The 24,969-nt window shown below is 57.0% G+C and carries 18 protein-coding genes; 10 read left to right on the top strand and 8 right to left on the bottom strand.

Features of this window, described 5'->3' with window-relative positions; all coding sequences use genetic code 11:
• Positions 1 to 175: 175 nt before the first annotated feature.
• The 3 genes from clpB (at position 176) to BISA_RS02055 (ending at position 5,224) form a co-directional block, all read left to right on the top strand.
• Positions 176 to 2,845 carry an ATP-dependent chaperone ClpB gene (gene clpB / locus BISA_RS02065; protein ID WP_033889920.1) on the top strand — a complete coding sequence of 890 codons (2,670 nt, stop codon included), beginning with the start codon at positions 176 to 178 and terminating at the stop codon, positions 2,843 to 2,845.
• A gap of 141 nt (positions 2,846 to 2,986) precedes the next feature.
• Positions 2,987 to 4,021 carry a glutamyl-Q tRNA(Asp) synthetase gene (locus tag BISA_RS02060; protein ID WP_033889919.1) on the top strand — a complete coding sequence of 345 codons (1,035 nt, stop codon included), beginning with the start codon at positions 2,987 to 2,989 and terminating at the stop codon, positions 4,019 to 4,021.
• Positions 4,022 to 4,114: 93 nt separating this feature from the next.
• On the top strand, positions 4,115 to 5,224 hold the full coding sequence (locus BISA_RS02055) for a glycerophosphodiester phosphodiesterase family protein (RefSeq protein ID WP_033889917.1): 1,110 nt from the start codon (positions 4,115 to 4,117) through the stop codon (positions 5,222 to 5,224).
• A 191-nt stretch (positions 5,225 to 5,415) separates the two neighbouring features.
• Here the strand turns inward: BISA_RS02055 and rlmH are convergent, their stop codons facing one another.
• Both rlmH and upp read right to left on the bottom strand, forming a co-directional pair.
• The gene (gene rlmH, locus BISA_RS02050) at positions 5,416 to 5,895 is read right to left on the bottom strand and encodes a 23S rRNA (pseudouridine(1915)-N(3))-methyltransferase RlmH (RefSeq protein ID WP_033889916.1); all 480 of its coding nucleotides are present in this window, start codon (positions 5,893 to 5,895) and stop codon (positions 5,416 to 5,418) included.
• A gap of 154 nt (positions 5,896 to 6,049) precedes the next feature.
• Positions 6,050 to 6,691, bottom strand: a complete 642-nt coding sequence (gene upp / locus BISA_RS02045; RefSeq protein ID WP_033889915.1) for a uracil phosphoribosyltransferase — start codon at positions 6,689 to 6,691, stop codon at positions 6,050 to 6,052.
• Positions 6,692 to 7,051: 360 nt separating this feature from the next.
• On the opposite strand from upp, the gene BISA_RS02040 reads away from it, so the two are divergent.
• Both BISA_RS02040 and BISA_RS02035 read left to right on the top strand, forming a co-directional pair.
• On the top strand, positions 7,052 to 8,779 hold the full coding sequence (locus BISA_RS02040; RefSeq protein ID WP_051917285.1) for a phosphatase PAP2 family protein: 1,728 nt from the start codon (positions 7,052 to 7,054) through the stop codon (positions 8,777 to 8,779).
• 309 nt (positions 8,780 to 9,088) lie between these two features.
• Entirely contained in the window at positions 9,089 to 10,399 is a 1,311-nt protein-coding gene (locus BISA_RS02035) for an ATP-binding protein (RefSeq protein ID WP_033889913.1), read from the top strand.
• 354 nt (positions 10,400 to 10,753) lie between these two features.
• On the opposite strand, the gene BISA_RS02030 is transcribed toward BISA_RS02035, so the two are convergent.
• The 3 genes from BISA_RS02030 to BISA_RS02020 form a co-directional block, all read right to left on the bottom strand.
• The gene (locus tag BISA_RS02030) at positions 10,754 to 11,566 is read right to left on the bottom strand and encodes a hypothetical protein (RefSeq protein WP_033889912.1); all 813 of its coding nucleotides are present in this window, start codon (positions 11,564 to 11,566) and stop codon (positions 10,754 to 10,756) included.
• Complete coding sequence (locus BISA_RS02025; protein WP_081889965.1) at positions 11,556 to 12,683, bottom strand: NUDIX hydrolase; 1,128 nt, start codon at positions 12,681 to 12,683, stop codon at positions 11,556 to 11,558. Before BISA_RS02025 ends, BISA_RS02030 begins: the two co-directional genes overlap by 11 nt.
• A 177-nt stretch (positions 12,684 to 12,860) precedes the next feature.
• Positions 12,861 to 15,098, bottom strand: coding sequence for an RNA degradosome polyphosphate kinase (locus tag BISA_RS02020; RefSeq protein ID WP_033889910.1), 2,238 nt, complete (start codon positions 15,096 to 15,098; stop codon positions 12,861 to 12,863).
• Positions 15,099 to 15,723: 625 nt separating this feature from the next.
• On the opposite strand from BISA_RS02020, the gene BISA_RS02015 reads away from it, so the two are divergent.
• On the top strand, positions 15,724 to 17,040 hold the full coding sequence (locus tag BISA_RS02015) for a metallophosphoesterase (RefSeq protein ID WP_033889908.1): 1,317 nt from the start codon (positions 15,724 to 15,726) through the stop codon (positions 17,038 to 17,040).
• Between the two features lie 322 nt (positions 17,041 to 17,362).
• Here BISA_RS02015 and BISA_RS02010 read toward each other — a convergent pair whose 3' ends face one another.
• Entirely contained in the window at positions 17,363 to 18,178 is an 816-nt protein-coding gene (locus BISA_RS02010; RefSeq protein WP_033889907.1) for an IclR family transcriptional regulator, read from the bottom strand.
• A 292-nt stretch (positions 18,179 to 18,470) separates the two neighbouring features.
• Here BISA_RS02010 and leuC point away from each other — a divergent pair, with 292 nt between their 5' ends.
• Positions 18,471 to 19,874 carry a 3-isopropylmalate dehydratase large subunit gene (leuC, locus tag BISA_RS02005; RefSeq protein ID WP_033889906.1) on the top strand — a complete coding sequence of 468 codons (1,404 nt, stop codon included), beginning with the start codon at positions 18,471 to 18,473 and terminating at the stop codon, positions 19,872 to 19,874.
• Between the two features lie 13 nt (positions 19,875 to 19,887).
• The gene (gene leuD, locus BISA_RS02000; protein ID WP_033889903.1) at positions 19,888 to 20,583 is read left to right on the top strand and encodes a 3-isopropylmalate dehydratase small subunit; all 696 of its coding nucleotides are present in this window, start codon (positions 19,888 to 19,890) and stop codon (positions 20,581 to 20,583) included.
• A gap of 42 nt (positions 20,584 to 20,625) precedes the next feature.
• Here the strand turns inward: leuD and BISA_RS01995 are convergent, their stop codons facing one another.
• Both BISA_RS01995 and BISA_RS12155 read right to left on the bottom strand, forming a co-directional pair.
• Positions 20,626 to 22,284, bottom strand: coding sequence for a PH domain-containing protein (locus BISA_RS01995; RefSeq protein WP_033889902.1), 1,659 nt, complete (start codon positions 22,282 to 22,284; stop codon positions 20,626 to 20,628).
• Positions 22,284 to 22,856 carry a PH domain-containing protein gene (locus BISA_RS12155; protein ID WP_161786508.1) on the bottom strand — a complete coding sequence of 191 codons (573 nt, stop codon included), beginning with the start codon at positions 22,854 to 22,856 and terminating at the stop codon, positions 22,284 to 22,286. Before BISA_RS12155 ends, BISA_RS01995 begins: the two co-directional genes overlap by 1 nt.
• A 255-nt stretch (positions 22,857 to 23,111) precedes the next feature.
• Here BISA_RS12155 and BISA_RS13080 point away from each other — a divergent pair, with 255 nt between their 5' ends.
• Positions 23,112 to 23,357, top strand: coding sequence for a hypothetical protein (locus BISA_RS13080; RefSeq protein ID WP_033889901.1), 246 nt, complete (start codon positions 23,112 to 23,114; stop codon positions 23,355 to 23,357).
• A 104-nt stretch (positions 23,358 to 23,461) separates the two neighbouring features.
• Positions 23,462 to 24,946 carry a CPBP family intramembrane glutamic endopeptidase gene (locus BISA_RS13300; protein ID WP_237746068.1) on the top strand — a complete coding sequence of 495 codons (1,485 nt, stop codon included), beginning with the start codon at positions 23,462 to 23,464 and terminating at the stop codon, positions 24,944 to 24,946.
• Positions 24,947 to 24,969 lie beyond the last annotated feature (23 nt).

The following is a 24,969-nucleotide window of genomic DNA, read 5'->3' as shown; positions in this document are numbered from 1 at the left end:
CCCTAGTCAAATTCAAAACTTGAGTCACCTTCACTCAAGTTTTGGGAATAGAATGGGCTTTAGGTCGGTTGAACGAATCAGAACATGACACGAATGCCTGCCTGCTGGTGCGCAGCGGATGTTGATGCTGCCGCCGCAAGCAGGCATACAAGAAAGACTTTGGGAGGAACACATCATGGAACAGAAGTTCACCACTATGGCCCAAGAGGCCGTCGGCGACGCGATTCAGAGTGCGTCCGCCGCTGGAAATGCGCAGGTTGAGACCCTGCATGTGATGGATGCGCTGCTACGCCAGGAAAATGGCGTGGTGCGCTCGCTGATTGAGGCCGCGGGCGGCAATGCGCAAGCCATCGGCGCCGCCGTGCGCAACGCGTTGGTCGCGCTGCCGAGCGCATCCGGTTCCACTACTTCGCAGCCGCAGGCCAGCCGTCAGTTGACCGCCGCCATCGCCCAGGCTGAGAAGGAAATGCAGCAGATGGGCGACGAATACGTCTCCACCGAGCACCTGCTGATCGGTATTGCGGCCAGCAAGCCGAACCAGTCGGCGGAAATCCTGGAGAAGAACGGCGTGACCGCAGCCGCACTGCGCAAGGCAGTGCCGGGCGTGCGCGGTGGCGCGAAAGTCACCAGCCCGGATGCGGAAGGCTCGTACAAGGCTCTGGAGAAGTACTCCACCGACCTGACCGCCGCAGCCAAGGAAGGCAAGCTTGACCCGGTGATCGGCCGCGACCAGGAGATTCGCCGTGTGATTCAGATCCTGAGCCGTCGTACCAAGAACAACCCGGTGCTGATTGGTGAGCCTGGCGTGGGCAAGACCGCAGTCGTGGAAGGTCTGGCCCAGCGTATCGTGGCCGGCGATGTGCCGACTACCTTGCAGGGCAAGAAGCTGATTTCGCTTGACTTGGGCTCGATGGTGGCCGGTTCCAAGTACCGTGGCGAATTCGAGGAGCGCCTGAAGGCCGTTCTGAACGAAATCAAGAACGCTAACGGTCAGATCATCACGTTCATCGATGAGATTCACACCATCGTGGGCGCGGGTGCTGCCGAGGGTTCGATGGACGCTGGCAATATGCTCAAGCCTATGCTGGCCCGTGGCGAGCTGCGCCTGATCGGTGCGACCACGCTGGACGAATACCGTGAGAACATCGAGAAGGACCCGGCTCTGGAACGTCGTTTCCAGCAGGTGTTCGTGGGTGAGCCGTCCGTGGAAGACACCATCGCTATTCTGCGTGGTTTGAAGCAGCGTTACGAGGCGCACCACAAGGTCACCATTGGCGATGATGCGCTGGTCGCCGCCGCAACACTTTCCAACCGCTACATTTCCGGCCGTCAGCTGCCTGATAAGGCCATCGATTTGGTCGATGAGGCCGCTGCGCACCTGCGTATGGAACTCGATTCCTCCCCGGAGGAGATCGATGAGCTTCAGCGCAAGGTGACCCGTCTCGAGATGGAGGAAATGCAGCTCAAGAAGGCCGAGGATCCGGCATCCAAGGAACGCTTGGGCAAGCTGCAAGCCGAACTCGCGGACACCCGTGAGAAGCTCAGCGGCCTCAAGGCGCGCTGGGATGCGGAGCAGGCCGGCCACAACAAGGTCGGCGACCTACGTGCCAAGCTCGATGACTTGCGCGTGCAAGCGGACAAGTACACCCGTGAGGGCAATCTGGCCGAAGCCTCCAAGATCTTGTACGGTGAGATTCCTTCCATCCAGAAGGAGCTCGCAGCCGCCGAGAACGCGGATGCCGAATCCAAGGATGCTGGTTCCACCGACCCGTCGCAGGAGCCGATGGTCCCGGACCGTGTGGACGCCGACTCCGTGGCTGAGATTGTGTCCGACTGGACAGGCATCCCTGTGGGTCGGCTGATGCAGGGGGAGAACGAGAAGCTCTTGCACATGGAGGACTACCTCGGCAAGCGCGTGATTGGTCAGAAAGAGGCCATTCAAGCCGTGTCCGATGCGGTGCGCCGCTCTCGTGCCGGCATCTCCGACCCGAACCGTCCGACAGGTTCGTTCCTGTTCCTCGGTCCGACCGGTGTGGGCAAGACCGAACTGGCCAAGGCGCTCGCAGACTTCCTGTTTGACGATGAGAAGGCTATGGTGCGTATCGACATGTCCGAGTACATGGAGAAAGCGTCCGTGTCCCGCCTGATTGGTGCCGCACCTGGTTACGTGGGTTACGAGCAGGGCGGTCAGCTGACCGAGGCCGTGCGCCGTCGTCCGTACTCCGTCGTGCTGTTCGATGAGGTCGAAAAGGCCAATCCGGAGATTTTCGACGTGCTGCTGCAGGTGCTCGATGATGGCCGTCTGACCGATGGTCAGGGCCGTACTGTGGACTTCAAGAACACGATTCTGATCATGACCTCCAACTTGGGTTCGCAGTTCCTGGTGAACGAGGATCTGGATGCGGATGCCAAGAAGAAGGCTGTGATGGACGCGGTGCACATGAACTTCAAGCCGGAGTTCCTGAACCGTCTGGACGACATTGTGATGTTCCACCCGCTCACCCGCGAGGAATTGGGCGGCATTGTGGACATCCAGGTCAACAGTGTGGCTCAGCGCCTGACCGATCGCCGCATCACGCTCGACGTGACCGACTCGGCTCGCGAATGGCTCGCCAACACGGGTTACGACCCGGCGTACGGAGCTCGTCCGCTGCGTCGCCTGGTGCAGACCGAGGTTGGCGACCAGTTGGCACGTATGCTGCTGGCCGGCAAGGTTCACGACGGCGACACCGTGCTGGTCGACCAGACCGGTGGCGAGCACTTGGAGATCTCCGCATGGGCCAGCGACCAGCTTGTTGGTGATGACCCGGCCGTGAAGGTCGGCAAGGTCTCTGAAGACAAGTGACATCTGCTTAACAACTGAGCGCTGAATGGCTCTCTCTGCATATGCATATGTGTGGAGAGAGCCATTTCGTTACTATGAATGCTGTTGCAGTTGTACTGTCGCTTTGGCAGGGCTGAAAGGTTGAAGTTTGGGGAGGAAGCCATGACCGGACGATTTGCGCCCACCCCTTCGGGGCGCATGCATATTGGCAACGTGTATGCCATGCTTGCGGCATGGCTGTCCTCCCGCTCTTGTGGCGAACGCATGCTGTTGCGCATCGAGGACGTGGACAAGCCGCGCGTGATTGCAGGCGCGGACCAGCTCATGATGGATGATCTGCGCTGGCTCGGCTTCGACTGGGACAATGCTGATTCGCCGATGTATCAGTCCCGCCGCACCGAGCGCTACGAATACGCGCTCGAATGCTTGCAAAACGTGAGCATGGACGAATCAATGCAGAGCGTGCTCTACCCATGCTTCTGTTCGCGCGCGGATATTCGCGCCGCATCCGCGCCCAATGAAGGCGATGGATTCATGGTCTATCCCGGAACGTGTCGCCGGCTATTGCAGGATCATCCCGAGGAAGTACAGGCTCGTTTGGCTCAGGGCGATCAGCATTCCATGCGCATCGCTATGCCGCAAAGCTCCCCAGATCGGGATGCGTCTTTCGACGATTGTGTGTATGGACGTCAACAATATGATTTGCCTCGAGAAGTCGGCGATTCAGTAATTCGCAGAGCTGATGGGCTGTTCGGCTATCAGCTAGTCGTGGTTGTGGATGACCTTGACATGGGCGTTGACGATATCGTTCGTGGCCGTGATCTGCTGCGTTCCACGGCACTGCAAATGTGGATTCGGCACTGCCTGCTGGCAGGTGGATTCAAGCCGGAGTGCGGTATTGTTATCGCCAATCCTGAATACGCGCACCTGCCGCTCATCGACAATGCGGCCGGTCGCCGCCTTGCCAAGCGCGAACGATCATTGGACATGGGAGCCTTGCGCGCTCGCGGAGTCACACCTGAACAAATCATTGGCTTCTGTGCTTGGCTGCTGCGCATCCGCCCGACCTCCGAACCCGTCACTGCGGCCGAGCTGTTGAATGATTTCAGCTGGCAACCGTTGCACACCAACCATCCTGACCGCGCGCTTGACCCCGAGGATCCCAATACCCCGCAGTGGCTCGCGGACGCACTGTAATCTGCCAGCAAATTCACAAGAAGTTCATGGACGAACGGCCTCATTGAACGCCGGTGCAGCGGTAATCTGATACCACTAACGGGAAGGATTCCAATGTCTTCAAAACTGTTGAGAAATGCCGCACTGGCAGGCGTCGCGGCCGCTGGTGCTGCCGCCTGGGCAATTGCCCCACGTACCTTCAACGATAAGCGTCGCAACTTTGTGCCGTCCATTCCTGAGGTGTGGTACGCGCATCGCGGTCTGCATGATGCCGGCTCGGGGCTCGTGAACCCGAGCGATGTGGAGGATTATTCCGGCGACAATCCCATCAGCGCCAAGGCGGATGCTGCAAACTCGTCCATTGCCGAGAATGCTGAATATGTGGCATTGGCTCGCCGCATGGCTATGAAGGCCGGCTACGGCAGCCCGGATGTTGCCGGTCCAATCGCTCCTGAAAACTCGCTGGCTGCGTTTGCGGCCGCTTGCGAGGCAGGTTATGGCATTGAACTTGATTTGCAACTTACGCTCGACGGCCAAGTGGTTGTGGTGCATGACGCTGACCTCAAGCGCGTAGCCGGCGACCCGCGCCGCATCGAGGATCTTACCTACGACGAATTGACTCGTATCCCGCTGTTCCCCGGCTCCAAACCCGGCGACCTGAAGGCCAAGCCGTTGCCGGGTGCCGATGCGAATCCGCCGCTGGTGGTCACGCCATCCACCGCGCCTGATGGTTATTACCAGCATGTGCCGCTGTTCTCCGACGTGCTCAAGGTAGTCGCCGGTCGCGCACCGCTGATTGTGGAATATAAGTTCAGCAACAACAGCGCTTGGGACGCTCGCACTGAAGAACTGATGGAGAAAGGCCACGCACTGCTGGAATCGTATAACGGTCCGTATGTGATCGAGTCCTTCCATCCCGGTGCTGTGAACTGGTACAAAGAGCATCACCCGGAAGTGTGCCGTGGCCAGTTGAGCTGGCCGGCCAAGTTGCAAAAGGATGGTCCGGTGGAATGGGCTGCAGGCCTGCTGGCGTTCGACTGGATGTCCCGCCCTGATTTCGTGGCCTATGACTGGACTGGTGGCGCGTCTCCACAGGTTCGTCTGGCTCGCGCGATGGGTGCCATGCCGGTGTCTTGGACTGTGCGCAGCAGCGATGAGCTGGCCCAGTGCGACCAGTACTTCGACCGCCACATCTTCGAAGCGTTCGTTCCTGACACTCAGTGAGCTATGGTTCCTGCTGCCGAACCTTACATTGATGTGAGACTCGCACGACTACCCCTCAGTCGACTTCGTCGACAGCTCCCCTGACAAGGGGAGCCACAAGAAGGCGCAGACTGAGGGGAGTCCTTGCCGCGCAATAACTGAGAAGTCATCGCTGTGTGCAGTCGCACTCAGCAGTCGCTTGAGTGATTGCCTTACTTATGGTAGGGCTCGCCGGCGTTGATTTTATAGGCGCGGTAAATCTGCTCAAGTAGAATCACGCGCATCAGCTGATGCGGGAACGTCATTTTTGAGAAGCTGAGCTTAAAGTCAGCGCGGCGTAAAATCGCATCATCAAGACCGATGGATCCGCCGATCACCAGCTGAATATGGCTCGTGCCGCGTAGTCCCAAATCATTGATTTTCGCGGCAAGCTCTTCGCTGGAGAGCTGCTTGCCATCGATGGCAAGGGCGATAACGTAGGCATTATCGCGCAAATGTTTGGCGATGCGCTCGCCTTCTTTGGCTTTGATTTGCCGCTCGACACCTTCGGAAGCGTGCTCGGGGGTCTTCTCGTCCGCCACTTCAATGATGTTGAGCTTGCAGTAGCGGGAAAGACGCTTGGAATATTCGTCGATGGCGTCGCGAAGATAGCGTTCCTTTACGCGCCCAGGCGCAATAATGTCTATTTGCATACAGTCCTTGAAAACATAAGGCTCCCCTCAGCGAGGGGAGCTATAAACAATCAGTCAATGACAAGTAATTGATTAACGCGTGTGGCAGCAAGGCGCACCGAGGGAAGGCGCACATCTGGTGCGTCGACCGAGGAGCAACGTAGCTGACACTCCGTTAATCAATTACGCCGTAGAGGCGATCGCCGGCGTCGCCGAGTCCCGGCACGATGTAGCACTTGTCGTTGAGTTTCTCATCAACCGCGCACACCACGACCTTGAAGTCGATGGACGGGTCGATGTGCTCTTCGACATACTTGATGCCTTCGGGAGCGGCGATGATGTTGATGGCGGTCACGTCTTTGGCGCCGCGCTCGGCCAAGTAATGCGTGGCAGCAACCAGGGTGCCACCGGTGGCGAGCATCGGGTCGATGAGGAAGCACTGGCGGCCGGAGAGATCTTCAGGCAGACGGTTCGCGTAGGTGATCTGCTGAGTGGGGTGCTCCTCGTCACGCTTCATGCCAAGGAAGCCGACTTCGGCAGTCGGAATCAGACGTGTCATGCCATCAAGCATGCCCAAGCCGGCACGCAGCACCGGCACGATAATCGGGCGCGGGGAAGCGAGCTTCTTGCCGGTCATCGGAGCGACCGGAGTCTCAATCGGGGTGGAGACTACGGAAAGATCGCGGGTGGCTTCGTAAGCCTCAAGCATCACAAGCTCAGAGACGAGCTCGCGGAAGGTGGAGGAGGGGGTGTTCTTGTCACGCAGTACGGTGAGCTTATGCTCGACCAGCGGATGATTGAGTACATGCAATTCCATAATTGCTAAGCCTACCCGTTGTCCCTAGAGAAATCACCTAGACCGGGGATGAAGCGCAAGCTTTGTGATACTGCGGCACACAGCTGGCTGCATACAGTAGCGATCGATAGGAAGACCGCATGAAGTATTCGATTGTAGCCGTGACCTCGTAACTACATTGCCGCATTGCACTGTTCAATGAGCTGTCATGTCGTATTCATGGTGCGCAACCATACGGTACATATGCCTTTCCTAGCGTTGAAAATGAGGGCGTTTCTGGTTGGAATTGAACATATCTGTGCGTTCTGGACCCCAGCGTTCTTATCGATTGATGGTCGAAAACATCAATCCGTGCGGACCTATATCAATGAGGGAGGGGTAATGTCCGTATTCACATCAGGCAAGCGCGCGCTTGCTGCCCTCGCCGCCGTCGCTACGCTCGCTGCAAGCTTTGCGGCCGCAGTGCCGGCAATGGCAGAGGATCAACCTGTATATCCGTCCGACAGCACCAAAGCTGATCCGCAGGCGCTGCTCAAGGAGTTCGACAACTACTGGGTTCCAGTGGCCAATCCAAACAACGATGAAACCACTGTTTTCCGTGGTGACGTGACCGATGCAGGAGCATCCATTCTCAAGGAAAATGATGACCTGACCGTTGCCATCAACAATAAGGCGGCTGATGATGACGCCGCTGGCACCAAGGTTGATGATCATTACACGCAGCTGCAAAAGGCCTTGATTGATGGTGATCAGAACAACCGTGAGACGTTCGTGGATGCTTTCGGTCCAATCATGGGCGAATGGTTCTGGGATGGCATGGTGGTTGACCCGAATACCAAGACTCGCGCATTGCAGAAGACGTATGACCTGCTCAATGGCATGGTCGGCTACATTCCAGTCACTGGCGCAAAATACGGTTTTAACTACCCTCGTCCGTCGCTGAACAAGACCACCGGTGGTGATTTGTTCGACCGTAGCGCGAACGGCAAGAACGATTTGAAGGGCTTGCAAGCCGAACTACCGATTAAGCGTGCCGCCGATTGGGACAACCCGTGGCAGGATCCGTTCCGCGGCCTTCAGCACGGTGCCGGATATTCCGGTCTCGCCGGCTCGCTGGATGCCAATGGCAAGTACCAGAACAATCCTTCGCAATCCTTCCCCTCCGGCCATACGATGGCGTTCTACACGTCCGGTCTGACCTTGGCCGCGATGATGCCGGAATTTGCTCCGCAGATTGCGGCTCGTGCGGCTGAGGGCGGCAACAACCGCATCGTGCTTGGCGTGCACTACCCGCTGGATGTGATTGGTGGCCGTATTGTCGGTGAGGCTTCCGCTGCAGGCCGTTTGAATGATGATGTTTACTTCGAACAGGTTATCAAGCCCGCCCAGCAGGAGCTGCGCGACTATCTGACCAAGCGCGGTCAGGAAGCCGGTTATGGCAACACCCTTGAGGAAATCATTGCCAACACTAAGGCGAACACCACTAATGGTTACAAGAATCTCAACACGGATGCTGTAGCCACCGAGCCGGTCACCGATGTGAAATCCGCCGTCGACGTCTATACTGAGCGCCTCACCTACGGCTTCCAGCCGGTTGGCGCCACCAATCAGGCCGCTCGCGTTCCTGCCGGTGCCGAGGCTCTGCTGCGCACCGTGTTCCCGACTCTGAGCGCCGATCAGCGCCGTGAAGTGCTGGCTCGGACCGAAATCCAGTCCGGTTACCCCCTCGATTCCACTTCCGATGGTTGGCAGCGTCTGAACCTTGCCGCCGCGTTCAGCTCCAAGGTCACTCTTGACGCCAATGGCAATGTGGTAAGCGTTGAACCTGGCCAGCAGGCGCAGGTTATCAAGCAAGAAGAGCCGAATAATAACGGCAACCCCGATACCAATGGTGGCACCAACAACAACAGTGGTACCAACAATCAGAGCCAGAACAACGGCAATCACAGCAATAAGCCGAAACCGAATGCTGCTAAGCCAAAGGTCGCTAAGTCGAACGGCAACCTCGCCAATTCCGGTGCGGATGTAAGCGTGTTCGCTGGCATGACTGTGCTGTTCCTGGCTGCCGGTGCTGCGCTCGCTGCGGTTCGCAGAATGCGCAACCGTTGACTCTGAATCATTGAGATTGCAGTATGATTGCGCACTTTGGCGCACTGTTGTTGTGAGATAGTGCGCTGTGCAGAGCCCTACTGTGCAGCAGTCTCTCAGAAGTCAATACTGACTATGTAATGGGTGGTGCTCCTGCCTGAATAATGAGGCAGAAGCACCACCCATTTTGTATTTGACAAATAGTTGTGTGGTGCAAAACATGGAATATATGAGGTGTAAAATAATGAATTCAAATGGTGTAAAACACGGAATGTAAACGGTGTAAAACCGTGATAGTGAACTATGTTGACCGGCTAAGGAGATTAGACAATGAACGAATCGGGTAATCTCGGAGGCACCCTGTTCCAGCCTAATTATCGCCCTCGCGTGGTCGACAGTAGATTGAGTACGTTGCTGAAAGCTTTCGGCGGGGTGGAAATTGTTGGGCCTAAATGGTGCGGAAAGACGTGGACTGCTCTTTCACAATCGCGAAGTGCCGACCGATTGGATGATAGTGCTACGTTTGCAGCAGCCCAGACTGATCCCGCGCTGGTTTTAATGGGCGAAGAACCTCATCTGGTGGATGAGTGGCAAGACGTGCCGCAGATTTGGGATGCCGCACGCCGCCATATTGACGACAATGCGAACCGTAAAGGCCAGTTGATTCTTACGGGTTCGGCTATTCCCAAAGACAGTGAGGCTATTCACCACAGTGGAACTGGGCGTATCGCTCGCGTGCGTATGTGGCCTATGAGCTTGGCGGAATCCGGAGATTCCACGGGAGCGATAAGTTTGTCAGGTTTATTTGAAGGCAAATTCCACCCGGCAGAGCGCGAAACAAGCATCGAAGATATTGCTAGATGGTGCTGCAGAGGCGGATGGCCTGCGAACCTTGGGCTAGACGATGAATTCGCCTTGGAAATTCCGGGTGAATATATCAAGAGCGTGTTGGATATCAGTGTGCCGAAGATGAACAGGAGCGCTGGCACTGCACGGGCTTTGATGCGAGCGCTCGCTGTAAATATTTCACAAGCACCGAAATATACAACTTTGGCTGCAGACATGGCATATGGCGATGAACGTCGTGAGCCCGATACGCAGACCGTGAAAAGTTATATGGAAATGCTGAAGGATTTGTACCTATTGGCGGATTTAGAAGGCTGGGAACCGCCACTCCGGGCTAAAAGTCGTGTGCGAACCAAGCCCAAAAGGTATTTTGTGGATCCATCATTGCCGGCTGCGGTATTGGGCGCGTCTCCGGCAACGTTGATGCGCGATACGCAAACACTCGGCGATTTATTTGAAACCCTGTGTATCCGCGATCTTAACGTGTATTTGTCGTCTATGCCGGGTGCCGGCAACCGCATTACGTATTACCGTGATGATAAGGGTTTGGAAGTCGATGCTGTCATTGAACTGTCTGATGGTCGCTGGGGAGCTATTGAAATCAAGCTCAGCGATCTCAAAGTCACTGATGAAAATGCGAATAAGCTCATATCATTCCGTCATAAAATATGCGGTAATCCTCTGGCTCAAGTTCGTGAACCAGAATTTATGATGTTTCTTACTGGCCGTGGCAATAAAGCTTATCGGCGTAATGACGGCATTCTTGTTGTGCCTATCGCAACTTTGGGCGCTTAGAAGTGTGAAGCGTCGAGCCGCGAAAGCGCCTGTCGGCGCAAGGGCTGGAGCGTGAAGCGGACAGCACGGCGTGCTGTCCGTAGCGACAGCCTGAGTGAGGCGATAGCCGAGCGAGGGTGATGTTGAGTCTTCGCGTGAGCGAAGTCCTTAATTGCAGGACCGGAGGGGCTCGAGGCCCTTGCGTAGTGCATTAAAGAAAGTGTGAAGCGTCGAGCCGCGAAAGCGCCTGTCGGCGCAAGGGCCGCTCGCGGCGGCAAAAAATGGAGCCCGGGGCTTAAGCACGGCCCGACGCGAATCCCTAGTATAGCGTGCGCCTTGATGTTGGCACGCCGGACGCGTAAGGCTCTGCCGTGCTTACTCCAGCCGACCGCGACGCCAGAGATGAGCACCCTGCTCGAATGTACGTGCGGTGGTCATCAGGTTGGCTGAAGTATGCAGCAGCCGGGCTGCTCGAGTCGCTGGATGCGTCGTGCCCGTATCTTGCTTTGCCGTCAGCTCCGCCCCGGCAGGAGTACTCCGCTTTGCCGCCACACGCAATCCCAGCGCCACCACATCCGTGAACGCGGCCGCACGCTCCAATGCCACAGCAAAATCGCCCACGAACGCACCGGAAAGGATTGAATCAGCAAGTCGTACAATATCGTCTTCAGTAGGCGCCTGATCCACGCCGGCGATTGCCGAAGCCGTGGTGGCTACCGGCTCACCGAGTCGCCACAGTTGTGCAATCGAATCACGATTCTTACGCATCCAAGTGCGCAGCATATAGAGTCGCCACAGCACGCCTGGCAGCGAATCTGGTTCAGCATCGCTCCACAGTTCCGCAATCTCGTCCACGCCGACGGTTTCCACCAAAGTCAATACGCGTTGCACGACTTCTGGATCTTCGCTATGCCGCACGCGATCCAGCAATGCTGCGGCAGACAAATGGCTCATCTCGCTGAGTGCCTGCGGATCCATGCCGCCTGCCAAGCCATCGGCCACAGCAGGATCGAGCTGAGCTGGGCGTGACGGGCGTAGCGAACCCATGCGAGCCGGGCTGAACGCAGCACCTGCCGCGCGCAGCGAACCAAAGCCGGGTCCTAAACCAGAGCCATGCGAGGCGGCATGCGCGGCCGCAGCTGCAGCCGAAGAATTGGAGGAATCAGGGAATGCGGGCCTAGTAGACAAGCGGTTGAACCTTCTGAATATCGATGATTTCCGGGCCATCCGGAGTGCTGACAACGAATAATGCTACCGCTGTACCGGTTGGCATGAACGGTGTTTTCGCGATAAGCCGCTTGCCAAGTGCCGCAGGACGGCACATCGCCCGCAGATGTTCGAACATGCCGCCAATCACCGGCCGGTGCATGCAAATCGCCGTGCCCTGCTCGCGCTCGAGTGCAAAATCAATCTCACTGAGCAAGCATTCCCAAGCGGCTGATGGACTGGCTGCGAATGCATCTTCGGTCAAATCATCAAGCTTCACCATTTCGCTATTGGTTTCCCAAGCGAATGTTTCCAAGGTCTGCTGGCAGCGTAGCCAAGGAGATGTAGCCAGACGAACCGGATTGAAGCAGGCGAGCTCTGGGTTGAGTGCATAAGCCGCGGCCGCTCCGCGCGGCGTAATCGGACGATTCGCATCCGTACCCTTCCACATTTTGCGAGCCTCAGCCTTGCCATGCCGCACAATAATCACCGGCTGCGCCTTCAGCGCGCCCTCTTGCACGCGGTCGACAAACAGTGCCAGAACATCTTTATCGGTGGAGTGCGTCAGTTTCTTGCGCGCCTCCAGCGGAGTCAGCCAAAGCACTTCATCAATCTCGCCTTCATCCGCGCGATGTATCGGGCCAAACGCGTGCGTGCGGCGCAGATTATCCACGGTGCTGATGGGATGTGCCATCCAGAACATCACATGCTTGCCGTCTTCTGAGATGTTCTTGGTGTGGCGATGCTTGGCACCTTCCTCAGCGATGGGGTAGGTGACATCGCCCAAATATGCGCCGAGTGCCACAGGCAGACCGCTTTCCTCGCCCATTTCGCGTACGGCCGCATGTCTATGCGATTCGTTCGGGTCAAGCTTGCCCTTGGGCCAGCTCCAATCGTCATACTTGGGCCGGTGCACTACGCACAGTTCTATTTGGCTGAGTACGTTGTGCGATGAGTCCGATAGCGCCTGTGCGTCGACGGCGCTGGGAGATTCGTTCGTTGGTGATTGTTCCCGGGTGCTGTGCTGCCCTGCAGCAGGGCTCTCGGCGGTCTTCCACCGATAGATGATTCCTCCGGCGGCTTCTGTGACATGCCTCATATTATTGCTACCCATCACTGGTTATTGTAGGGCAAAACAGCTGCCGCTACGTAGTTTGTGCTTACAAAATGACGATGCCCGGTTCCCTGTGTGAGTACAGGAAACCGGGCATCAATTACTATCTGTCCGCTAACAGTCTACCAGTGTTTTCGCGTTAGCGTTCACGCTAGATGTGCGTCAGTTATGGGAAGCGCGGCGGCGCGTGTGCTTGCGAATCAGGTACTCTTGGCTGTCCACCAGCGGACGACCTTCATCATCCTTGGTGTGCAGCACATAGGTGCCGTCCGGCTGCATGTGCCAGCTCACGGTGGAATCAGCCATCTGCAGGTCCACATACTTGATGAGCTCGTCGATTTGCTCCGGAGCGGTGACGCGAACCAGAGCCTCCACACGGCGGTCGAGATTACGGTGCATCAAATCAGCGGAACCAATGTACACCTCCGGGCCGGAAGCTGGGCCTTCGCCAATCTGCGGGCCATCGGCGTTGCAGAAGGCGTAGATGCGGGAGTGCTCGAGGAAACGGCCGAGAATCGAGCGCACGCGGATGTTCTCGGAAAGTCCCGGAACGCCAGGCTTCAGAGCACAGATGCCACGCTCGACGATATCAATCTTCACACCGGCCTGAGAAGCGCGGTACAGGGCGTCGATGGTCTTCTCGTCAACGATGGAGTTGACCTTGATCTTGATCCATGCTTCCTTACCAGCGCGGGCAGCATCCTCCTCGCGGCGGATACGCTGGATGAGGCCAGTGCGCACGGTGCGCGGCGCGACCAGCAGGCGATGGAAACTGGACTTCGGAGCGTAACCGGAAAGCTGGTTGAACAGGCGGGTCAAATCCTGGCCGACTACCGGATCGCAAGTCAGGAGACCCAGATCGGTGTAGAGGCGGGCGGTCTTCGGGTTGTAGTTACCAGTGCCCACATGGCAGTAGCGGCGCAGACCATCGGCCTCCTGGCGTACGACTTCGATGAGCTTGCAGTGGGTCTTCAGGCCCACGATGCCGTACACCACATGCACGCCAGCGCGTTCGAGCTTACGGGCCCAGGCGATGTTGGCATCCTCATCGAAACGAGCCTTAATCTCCACCAGGGCGAGCACCTGCTTGCCGGCATGAGCGGCGTCAATCAGTGCGTCGATGATCGGGGAGTTGGAGCTGGTTCGGTAGAGCGTCTGCTTGATAGCCAAGACCTTAGGATCTGCCGCAGCTTGTGCCAGAAAGGCCTGAACCGACGTGGAGAAGGAGTCGTAGGGGTGGTGCAGCAGGATATCGCGTTCGCGGATGGCGGCGAAAATATCCTGTGCGCGGGAGGACTCGACTTCAGCGATCTGGCGGTTCGTGGTCGGTACGAACGGACGGTTCTTCAAGTCAGGGCGGTCAACGGCACCGAGCTCGAAGAGCACAGTCATGTCCAGCGGGCTGGGCAGGCGGTACACCTCGTCCTGGCTCACACCGAGTTGGTCGGCGAGCAGCTGGGAGAGGAACGGGCTGGTGGTGTCGGTGATTTCCAGGCGGATTGGCGGTCCGAAGCGGCGGCGCAGCAGTTCCTTCTCCATAGCGTTGAGCAGGTTCTCGGCGTCATCCTCTTCCACGTCGATATCTTCGTTACGAGTCACGCGGAAGGAGCGGGCTTCCTTGATAATCATGCCCGGGAACAGGGATTCCAGATGAGCGGCGATGAGCTTCTCCATCGTGATGAAGCCGTAACGCTCGTCCTTGGACTCTTCGTCGGTCATGTCGTCCACCGGCACGAGACGCGGCAGGTTGCCCGGAATCTTGACACGGGCGAAGTGGGACTTGCCAGAAGCAGGGTTCTCCACAATCACGGCGAGGTTGATGGAACCGCCGGAGATGTACGGGAACGGGTGGGCCGGATCCACTGCGAGCGGGGTCAGCACGGGGAAGACCTGCTGGCGGTAGTAGCGGGAGAGGCGCTCCTGCTCGGCTGGGGTGAGCTTGTCCCAGGTCAGCAGAACGATGTGTTCCTTCTCCAGCTCGGGAAGAATGGTGTTGATGGTGTAATGCGCATGCTCATCCTGCAGGCGATGTGCGGTTTCGCTGATAGCGCGCAGCAGCTGGCGCGGGCTCAGTCCTGCTGCGGAGGGCACGGCGATGCCGGAATCGATACGACGCTTCAAGCCTGCGACACGGACCATGAAGAATTCATCAAGGTTCGAAGCGAAAATCGCGGAGAAGTTAGCACGTTCCAGCAGCGGAACATCTTCGTTTTCTGCAAGCTCAAGCACACGCTGGTTGAACTTGAGCCAGCTCAGTTCGCGGTCGAAGAAGCGATCCTGCGGCAGCGGAGCTTCGCCTTCCTTATCGACGCGTCGGTCGTTCTTGTCTGTTTCGGCAATGTGCTCTGCGATTTGGCTTCGCAGGATTGCCTTTGAGGGTGCGTCAAATATCTGTGCCATAGCTTACATCGTAGGCTTTGGTGTGGCCGGATTCGCGGTTACGCGCCAGAGTTCAGACTCCGTTCATGTTGGTGTTGAAGTTGTGTGCGACACGCCGGAAATTCGTTCGAATCGAACAGAAACAAACATTGGACGGGTTCGAATCGAAAGTAACCGTTCGTTTATTGGATGTAACTGAGTTTGATTGAACAGTTGCGATAAAAACCGAACAACAGCGGTATGCAACTTGCGGTATCAGACCTACGTGAATAGATTATGAGGTACAAGAACAACTGAACAGAGCAGAGCCCACAAGTAGTGTATGGTCACGAGGACTGTTACGTTGGACGGGCATTGGAAAGACTTACCGTTGCAACGATGATGTTGTGCAGAGATTCTGCTCGTAAAGTTGAACTTGTAGAAAAGGCCCACTCCGGTGGGCCTTTTCTTTTGCTTGGATGCATGGTGGTGGGGACGCTGCAGGCAGCAACTGCGCGTCTGCACGTATGCGGCGCGCAGTCACTGCCTGTATTGGGCTGTTATTCGGCAGTATGTGCGCGGCGGGTGCGTCAGAGCGCGTACATACGGCCTGTTTTGCCTGCGCGACTGCCGTCTGTTTCAAGATTGCATGTGTACAGTGGTGTGCATGACGGAAACACAGCGAGCTCCTGAAGGTTTTAAGCCACGCATCAAGCCGGTCGAAGCCGGGGATGATCGTCCGGTTTCTATTTCCGCGCGACTTGGCCGACTGCAATTCCACACGTCTGGTAAATTCCGCGTATTGCAGGTGGCTGACATTCAAGATGGGCCGAAAATCGCCAAAGATACGATTGCGCTGATCGAAGCAAGCCTTGACGCCACGCGTCCGGATTTGGTGGTGTTCTCCGGCAATCAGATTGCCGGATTCAGTCCGTCGTTCGCCGGTTCGTTCCGTAAACGCCGCTGGAGTGAAGACTTCATTAGCGAGAGCGCTCTAGAGAAGACGCGCACTATGGTGCGTGAGGCAACCGCCCAATTCGTGGCGCCTCTTGAAGCTCGTAAAGTGCCGTGGGTAGTGACCTACGGCAACCATGATTTTCAATGCGGATTAAGCAATGCCGAGCTTGATGCCATATATCGTGAATTCCCTGGTTGCATTAATGCGGCTGACGCGTTGCTTCCTGACCAGACCATATATACGTGTGAGCTGGGTACGTTGGCGTTGCCAGTAAGGGATGTAGAAAACAGTCGCAACGTGATGGGCTTGGTCATTCTGGATTCAGGAGACTATGCGCATGGCGGCGGTTTCGGAGTGCCCTCTGAGCGTGCGCTTGATTTTCTGCGTCGAGTGCCGGGATTGCTGAGCGGAGAATCGGATGTGGAAGAGATGATATCTGATTCGTACCCGATGGTGAAGTCGATGGTATTCCAGCACATGCCGCTGCCGGAATATTACGATGTGCTCAAGCCGGTGCAACCCAACACTGCTTACGCAATGCAGGGGTATCGCAATCATGCCAATACCTATTACGTTCTTGATGAGGAACACACCCAGCCTGGCGGGTATCTCGGTGAGGGGATCTCTTGCCCGGATCAGTCAGATGAATTTGCGATTTTGCGGGATACCGGTGGCTATTTTGCCGTGGCTGCAGGCCATGATCATCGCAATGGTTTTGTGGGGGAGCGTGAAGGAATCACGTTGATTGCCACGCCGACCTGCGGGTTCAATACTTACGGTCCGGCACCAGCGAAACGTGCAACGCGATTGATCGAATTCGATATTCGGCACCCGTATGAGCCGCGTACGCAATTGTTGGAATTCGGCGAGCTCGTCGGCAAGCCCAGCTCATCTAAACAGGCGTACACCTATGCGGTGAACCAAGCGACGCCCGGCGAGGGTGAGGGCGACGATTTGCTGCGCAAGCCATCGTTCTGGAACAAAGTGGCTGACGTATTCCACGATATTGCCATCAATCTGCCGTGAATTGAGGTATGTGAAGGTTCACAGTCTGTACTGTTGGCGAGTCTGAGTGATTGCGAGTTGCTGCTACACCATCTTTGAGTCTGTTGACTGTAAGTTGAGTCTGTTGACTGTAGGTTTTTGAACAAAAACTGTAGGAATTTCAACAAAGACTGTAGGTTTTTGAACGAAATACGTTAGGAATCCTACAGTCAGAGTTCAATTCCCTACAGTCGGTGTTCAAAAACCTACAGTCAACGGGCAAATAGTTGCTCATGCATGACAAAAGGTTGATCACTGGGATATTCCGGCGAGCAACCTTTGTATATCAATGAGTAAAGAGGAACTAGCGGACGGCCTTTACTAGGGCTTCGGTCAGATACTTGCCAGCAGCCATGACCAGCGGAGCATAACGGCGGCCGGGAGCTGCACCCATACGGCCGGTCGGGCCGGAAATGGAGATAGCAGCGATGACCTGGCCGGAGGCGTTGCGAATCGGAGCGGAGATGGAGCACACGCCCTCTTCGCGCTCGTTCACGGACTCAGACCAGCCGCGCTTGCGGACGGCGGCCAGCTTGGTGGCGGTGAACTTCGCATGACGCAGACCCTGGTGCAGACGTTCGGAATCTTCCCAAGCCAGCAGGATTTGAGCGGCTGAACCGGCTTCCATCGACAGCATGGCGCCCACCGGAATCGAATCGCGCAGACCGGAGACGCGTTCCACAGCGGCGATGCACACGCGCTGGTCGCCCTGACGGCGGTAAATCTGTGCGGATTCGCCGGTGCGGTCGAGCAGGGTCTGCAGGATCGGGCCAGCGGCAGTCAACAGGCGATCCTCGCCGGCTGCTGCAGCGAGTTCGGCGAAGCGAGAGCCCAGAACAAATCGGCCATGCTGATCGCGCAGTACGAAGCGATGGCGCTCAAGCGCAATGGCCAAACGGTGTGCGGTCGGTCGGGCCAGGCCGGTGGCGGCAACGAGCTGGCCGAGCGTGGACGGTCCGGATTCGAGCGCGTCGAGAATTTTCACGGTTTTATCGAGCACACCAACGCCGGAATGAATCTCCCCGTCGGACGCAGGTGTGGCTGCTGCAGCAGGGGCGGTCTCAAGCGACTCGGGCGCGGTGGTGCCGGCTTCTAAAGGTTCTTCTTGGGAATCAGTCATAATACATGTGATTATGCCATCTCACATAGTGAAATACCAAATCGAGGAAGTGTCTCACTTGGTGGTCGCTGCTCAAAACATCATCCACGATGTTAGAAATCGGCGCACAAGAGCAACTTGACACAGTATATAAGGTATCCACGGACAGCACGAAGCAACGCAAAAACAAGTATTAACGCGGTTATCTCAATATCCGGCCTGAGCAAGGCCGAGCCCAACATGACCACATAGGCTTATACCACGAACAAGGCGCGAACACAATACCTCGCGCGGAATTTTTTGGAGGAACACTATGGGAACGACACTGGCCGAGAAGGTCTGGGCCGATCATCTGGTGCGCAAGGGCGGCGACGGCGCTCCCGATCTGCTGTACATCGATTTGATGCTCATGCACGAGGTCACCAGTCCGCAGGCATTCGAAGGCCTGCGTTTGGCCGGCCGTAAGCCGCGCCACGTCGATCAGCTCATCGCCACTGAGGATCACAACACCCCGACCGTGGATATCGATCGACCGAATCCGGACAAGACGAGCGCCCTGCAGCTGAGCACTTTGGAGAAGAACTGCAAGGAATTCGGTGTGCGACTGCACCCGCTGGGCGATGCCGACCAGGGCATCGTGCACGCGTTCGCCCCGATTCTGGGCTTGACTCAGCCGGGTATGACCATCGTGTGCGGCGATTCGCACACCTCTACTCATGGCGCGTTCGGTGCTCTCGCATTCGGCATCGGTACTTCCGAGGTCGAGCATGTGATGGCCACGCAGACCCTGAGCCTGAAGCCGTTCAAGACGATGGCCATTAACGTCAACGGCAAGCTGCCGGCGGACGCCACCGCCAAGGACATTATTCTGGCGATTATCGCCAAGATCGGTACCGGCGGCGGCCAGGGCTACGTGATCGAGTATCGCGGCGAGGCCATTCGCAACCTTACGATGGACGAGCGCATGACCGTGTGCAACATGTCCATTGAGGCAGGTGCCCGCGCCGGCATGATTGCTCCTGATGAGACCACGTTCGAATATCTGAAGGGGCGCCCGCATGCGCCGGAAGGTGAGATGTGGGACAAGGCCGTGGCGTATTGGAAGACGCTGAAGACCGATGACGACGCCGTATTCGACAAGGTGGTGGATATTGACGCCACGAAGCTTGGCCCATATGTGACTTGGGGCACCAACCCCGGTCAGGGTCTGCCGATCACCGCTGATGTGCCGGATCCGGCCAAGATTGCCGACGCTACCGAGCGTTCCGCAGCTGAGCGCGCAATCAAATACATGGGTCTGAAGCCCGGCATGCCGATTAAGGACATTGCCGTGGATACCGTGTTCATTGGCTCCTGCACCAACGGCCGCATTGACGATCTGCGCCAGGCCGCCGCAATTATGAAGGGCCGTCACAAGGCCGATTCGATTCACCGTGTGCTGGTCGTGCCGGCATCCTCCCGCGTGCGTTTGGAAGCGGAGAAGGAAGGACTTGACAAGGTGTTCAAGGACTTCGGTGCCGAATGGCGTAACGCCGGCTGCTCGATGTGCCTCGGCATGAACCCGGACAAGCTGGTGCCGAACGAGCGCTCGATTTCGACGTCGAACCGTAACTTTGAAGGCCGTCAGGGCAAGGGCTCGCGCACGCATCTGGCCTCTCCAGCCGTTGCCGCCGCCACCGCAATCCGCGGCACGATTTCCAGCCCGGCTGATCTGTAAAGGACGTTAGATTATGGAAAAACTCACTACTTTGACCGGCGTGGGCGTGCCGCTGCGCCGCTCCAATGTGGATACTGATCAGATTATTCCGGCAGTATTCCTGAAGCGCGTGACCAAGTCCGGCTTCGATGACGCCCTATTCTACGCATGGCGCCGCGATCCGAACTTTGTGCTCAACCAGCCGGAATACGCCGGCAAGGGCCAGATTCTGGTAGCTGGCCCGGAGTTCGGCATCGGCTCCTCCCGTGAGCACGCTGTATGGGCGCTGCATGATTACGGCTTCCGCGTGGTGATTGCCCCGAGCTTCGCCGATATCTTCTATGGCAACACCGCCAAGAATGGTGTGCTGGCTGCGATTATGCCGCAGGAATCCGTCGAGCTGCTGTGGAAGCTGCTCGAAGAGGAGCCTGGCCGCGAAATGACGGTTTCGCTGGAAACTCGAACCGTGACCTGCGGTGACGTGACCCTTCCATTCGAGGTGAACGATTACACCCGCTGGCGCTTGATGAACGGCTATGACGACATCGATTTGACGCTGCAGCACGAGGACGATATCGCCGCTTATGAGAAGATGCGTGCCGAAAAGTTCCCATTCAAGCCCAAGACCATCCCCGCCAAGCACTGGCCCGAAGAGCAAATCCAGTCCGCCCGCGAACCGGAAGATGACGGCAGTTGGGCTGGACCACTAGCTGATCGCGGCATTATCTGATGCATCCCATGTGGGGCTCTTCTCTCGGGAAGAGCCCCACAGTCATTGTTCCATCCACCGCTGCAGAGCCTCGGCATCGGCGCGATGCAGGAACATGAATCGCAATTCATCGATGCCGTTCATCACAAACAACGACATCTGCACGCGTTCGATGCCACGCGATTCGCGCCACAATGCTGTGTACCGCGTAATCGATTGCACTCGTGCCCTGCTCGTCACCAAAACGAATCTGGTGAGCCGAAGTGTGCCGGTAACAAGAATGCGCGATGAGCAACGGGCGCCAGAATCATCAGTGCTGAGCAGCGCGAATCCTTCAGTCCGTGCTTTGAGCAAACGACACACCATCCACCACAATCCCAGTGCGATAGGTACAATCACCAGCCACCAAGGCCAACCTAAGTCCGGAATGGCACACCAAGTGCGCAACGTCACTGCAGCATGCGCATCGGAACCTATCCACACTGCGGCGGTGATCGCCAAGGTTACGATCACCGGCAGCGTGAGGTAATACCGCAGCAGAGTACGCCCGGTATAGCGCAATTGTGGTACGTGTGCAGTGGCTTCCGCGTTGCGCGGTACGTGTGATGGCGATGCAGCAGGCGCTGCGGACATTTCCGGCAGCCCCCACTCCGGCAATATCTCGCGTAACACGGCATACACGCGCCGGGTGCTGATTACCGGCAGAATTTGCGCCGCCGAAGTCCCGCTTTCCCTGCTTCCGCTGTTTGCGGTTGAGGAGCTGAGCCCCAATCCAACCGAACAAAGGTGGAACGGCCGGCGTAACATCGATTGACGAATGGTCACTGTTTGAATGCGGCTGACCGGGATGGTCGTGGTGTGCCGGGTGAACAGTCCGCGAACCACCACCAAATCGTCACCGCGACGCCATACCTCGAATCCATAGAATCTCAACAGCGAGGTGACGATGCTTACCATCAGCAGCAGCATTACACATGCCAATATCAGCACAATAATCGAGAACAGCCCACCGGTGAGCGCAGTCTGTACCGAGCGCTCGGCTTCATGCATCATGCTGCGCGGTAGCACATCCTGAACCTGCTGCACAAAGCCATACACCACGAACGCCGCGGCCAAAAATCCTATGTCCGTTATGGCAAACAGCAGAATATCGCCTACGGAGGCGCGGAATAGAGGTTTTTGTGATGGATTGCTCGATGTTGGTACGGGTGTCGGTACAGGAGTCTGTGGGTCGTTTGCCAAGGCGGTGTTCGAATCTGCTGCCGTGGACTGCGACAATGCGCGCAGATGCTCCAATTCAAGTTGCAGCGCGGCCGGTACTGCATCCAATCGAATGTCGGTGTCTGCGGCACCTGCTGCCGAGACGGTAAGTCGCGCTACCCCAAACGGTTGCAGATAGATAGGTTGTGAGCTATTGATGGCATGGATCGAACCATAGCTAATTGTTCGATTCTTGCGAAAGAACAGACCCGACTTGAACGCAAGTTGGTCAGGTCCCAGTTGATACCGGGTGGTCAGCCAATTGATGACAGGCTGGCAGAGCGCGACGAACAGAACGCTGAGAAAGATCAATGCGATGGTCATGGCAGACAGCTCCCTGCGCGCGATGAATAGCAGTGCGAAGAACAGTCCGATGACGCCCTTGGCGGTTTCCACCACCCCGATGATCAGAGAAGCCGGGTGCAGCCTACGCCAGTTGGTGCTGGTGCTTTCGGTGTTCATCACAGATCATCCTTGGCTGCGGCAACGCGTTCGGAGATCAGCGATACCAGCCGTTCGGCCTGCGCGGTATCCAGCGCGGCGATCTCATGCTCGTCGGCTGCAGTGTGCACCACTACGGTGGTCAGTCCAAAGTGCCGCTGCACTGGGTTCTGCTTGGTATCCACATGTTGCACACGCGTATATGGCGTGGTGGTGGAGCGACGGAACAGCCAGCCTTTGCGTGTGGCAAGGTCGCGCTCGCCGATGCGGAATCGGGTGAAGGCGTACAAATACTTGGTCTGCAACGGTTGTGAAGCCAGATCCAGGACCGCATAGGCTACGGCAATCCCAACAATAAGTTGTTGCCAGAATCCCCACCAATCATTCGCCATGCACACGGCTGCAATCACAGCGCAGACTGCAAGCCAAATGGCGCATTGGATCGCCTCGTTAATCAGCCACACTGTCCGCACGCTCGGCGGAAGCGGTCGCCAATCGCCGGTGATGCCGCTGTTGTGGCTCTGTGGTTGTGCCATGCTGTCTGGTTCGCCATCGCCTTCGTTGATGGAGGCGGCATTACTGGGAGCGGGCATTTGCGTTTGTGTGTGGGTATGAGTTTGCGTTTGAGCCGTCGTCTGCGTCGTCGACATAGATTCCCCTCTGCTCCATGAATATGGACATGGTATCAGAGCTGGCTATGAATCGAATTGGGGACAGTATTGACTGATTCAAGGGGTGAAATGCGCGTTTCCCCCTCCCCCCCCCCCTATACTTGAAAGCTGCACTTGAAATACGTAGTGAGCATCGGAGCTTGCTGCATATTTCCGATGATGGGAGGGAGATATTTCATGATGGCTGCTCGTGTTGGGAAGCGTATTATCGGCGTAATTGGTGCATTGCTGATAATCGTTGTGGCGGCAGTTTTCGCTATACCAGTCCATGCAGCTGAAGTCGTGGAAAGCGCTGCTTCAACCGGGCGCGCACTCGCAATGACTGGATCAAACATATTGAGCGTGGTAGTGGTGGTAGTGGTGCTGCTTGTGCTCGCCGCCGTACTGTTCGCGTTCTCTAAGCGCAAACAACCCCGACGGTAGAACATATTAGGGGGGTATGAGGTTGCATCTGCCCGTCCCTGTATTCGTCAATATTTCTGGACATAGTCACGAATTGTTCAGAAATGACGAATAGGTTGAGCATCATGAGCATGAATGAGCAACAGCCAGGGTGGCAACCACGCGGACAGCAACTGCAGTCAGGATATGAGAATCAGACTCCGCAGCATTCTCAGCCGCAAGAACAGTCGCAAGAATCTGAACCGCAGCCGCAGTACTATGCGGCACCTCAGACGATGCCGATGCCCGCGGTGCCGATGGCTCCAGCTCCTCAATATCCATTCCAACAACCGCAGTATCCGCAGTATGCGGCTGTGCAGGCTCAGCCACAGCCGCAATACCAGCAAGCGCCGCAGTCGCCATCGTATGCCGCGCCCGCTCAGCTAGGTGTACCGCAACAGACGGCGCAAGTTCCGCAGCGGCCATGTGCGGTGCCAGCGCCTCCATCGGCGTATACGTACACGCCTACTCAACCGGCTGCTTGGCCACCGCAGTCGCAGTATGCTGCGCCTCAGCCCCTGAGCCAGCCGAGGCTACAGCCGCAGCCATATGCGTACGTTCCACCGCAGCCTCCGGCTATAGCAATCAATCCGCGCCAATTGTGGAAAACCTGGCGCAGACGTGTAGTCAATCGTGCGATGGGACTTGCTTTTATTTACGAAGGCATGATGTACGTGGGTAGTATCGTAGCCGTTATCGCGCTCGGCGTCATCATGCCCAGCTGGTCAGATTCCACGAAAGGCGACGGTATCGTCAGCCTTGCTTCGTTGGTCTTCGCTATGGGATTCCTGCTGATTATGCGCAACCGGGATATCCTGACCCGCGAATTCTGGCTTGGCGGACCTCATCGGGATACGTACGGCGAACCAAATCAACTTGGGCGAATCAGTCAATACGGCGGCGGACGTATGCGAGCTCAATGGTTCCTGATTTTCATCCTTCTGGGTCTTGGCGTGCAGAGTGTAGTTACATTGGCGCAAATGGGCGTTTCCATGTTTGGCGGCGACCTGGTTTCCCCCACCTCAGAAAGTTTGAATGAATCCTCCAACACCGTGACCATGTGGTTGTACATCGGCTTGCTGGGGCCGATTTGTGAGGAAGTCATGTTCCGCGGCGTGCTGATGAAGGAACTCAAGCCGCTTGGCAAGAACTTCGCTATTGTGACGTCGGCGTTCGCTTTTGGTTTATTCCATGATGACTTCGTGCAAGGTACGTTTGCCTTCCTGTTCGGTTTGATTCTCGGCTTTGTGGCAATGGAATATTCCTTGGTATGGTCGATTGCGCTGCATATTTTCAACAACGCGATTCTTTCCGGTGTGATTGATACATGGTTCGCCGGCCAGCTCAACGATTCGCAATACGCGGTGTACACGATAGCGCTCACGGTGATTGGCGTAGTCGGTGCCGTGGTGGCGTTGGCGCTTTACGGTCATGGGCTCAAGCAGTATCGCATGCAGAATCGCAGCATTCCAGACACGTATGCTGGGTGGACTTCTCCAGTGTTTATCGCGTTTGTGGTGGTGAATCTTGTCCTGACCACATTGCTGCTGGTCGAGGCGTTGGCTTCTTGATTGGTTATCGGGCGGTTATCGGG

Origin of the sequence: Bifidobacterium saguini DSM 23967 (assembly GCF_000741715.1) — a bacterium.
GTDB classification, from domain to species: Bacteria; Actinomycetota; Actinomycetes; order Actinomycetales; family Bifidobacteriaceae; genus Bifidobacterium; species Bifidobacterium saguini.
The sequence above is the reverse complement of the archived record's forward strand: the minus strand, read 5'-3'. Positions and strand labels throughout refer to the sequence as shown.

Excerpts from the sequence above, each read along its gene's own strand:
- BISA_RS02015 (WP_033889908.1), top strand. The coding sequence starts at position 15,724 with ATGACGGAAACACAGCGAGCTCCTGAAGGTTTTAAGCCACGCATCAAG.
- BISA_RS02025 (WP_081889965.1), bottom strand. The coding sequence starts at position 12,683 with ATGAGGCATGTCACAGAAGCCGCCGGAGGAATCATCTATCGGTGGAAG.
- BISA_RS02035 (WP_033889913.1), top strand. The coding sequence starts at position 9,089 with ATGAACGAATCGGGTAATCTCGGAGGCACCCTGTTCCAGCCTAATTAT.
- rlmH (WP_033889916.1), bottom strand. The coding sequence starts at position 5,895 with ATGCAAATAGACATTATTGCGCCTGGGCGCGTAAAGGAACGCTATCTT.
- clpB (WP_033889920.1), top strand. The coding sequence starts at position 176 with ATGGAACAGAAGTTCACCACTATGGCCCAAGAGGCCGTCGGCGACGCG.
- BISA_RS02060 (WP_033889919.1), top strand. The coding sequence starts at position 2,987 with ATGACCGGACGATTTGCGCCCACCCCTTCGGGGCGCATGCATATTGGC.
- BISA_RS02020 (WP_033889910.1), bottom strand. The coding sequence starts at position 15,098 with ATGGCACAGATATTTGACGCACCCTCAAAGGCAATCCTGCGAAGCCAA.
- BISA_RS02010 (WP_033889907.1), bottom strand. The coding sequence starts at position 18,178 with ATGACTGATTCCCAAGAAGAACCTTTAGAAGCCGGCACCACCGCGCCC.
- BISA_RS01995 (WP_033889902.1), bottom strand. The coding sequence starts at position 22,284 with ATGAACACCGAAAGCACCAGCACCAACTGGCGTAGGCTGCACCCGGCT.
- BISA_RS13080 (WP_033889901.1), top strand. The coding sequence starts at position 23,112 with ATGATGGCTGCTCGTGTTGGGAAGCGTATTATCGGCGTAATTGGTGCA.
- BISA_RS13300 (WP_237746068.1), top strand. The coding sequence starts at position 23,462 with ATGAGCATGAATGAGCAACAGCCAGGGTGGCAACCACGCGGACAGCAA.
- BISA_RS02055 (WP_033889917.1), top strand. The coding sequence starts at position 4,115 with ATGTCTTCAAAACTGTTGAGAAATGCCGCACTGGCAGGCGTCGCGGCC.
- BISA_RS12155 (WP_161786508.1), bottom strand. The coding sequence starts at position 22,856 with ATGCCCGCTCCCAGTAATGCCGCCTCCATCAACGAAGGCGATGGCGAA.
- leuC (WP_033889906.1), top strand. The coding sequence starts at position 18,471 with ATGGGAACGACACTGGCCGAGAAGGTCTGGGCCGATCATCTGGTGCGC.
- leuD (WP_033889903.1), top strand. The coding sequence starts at position 19,888 with ATGGAAAAACTCACTACTTTGACCGGCGTGGGCGTGCCGCTGCGCCGC.
- upp (WP_033889915.1), bottom strand. The coding sequence starts at position 6,691 with ATGGAATTGCATGTACTCAATCATCCGCTGGTCGAGCATAAGCTCACC.
- BISA_RS02040 (WP_051917285.1), top strand. The coding sequence starts at position 7,052 with ATGTCCGTATTCACATCAGGCAAGCGCGCGCTTGCTGCCCTCGCCGCC.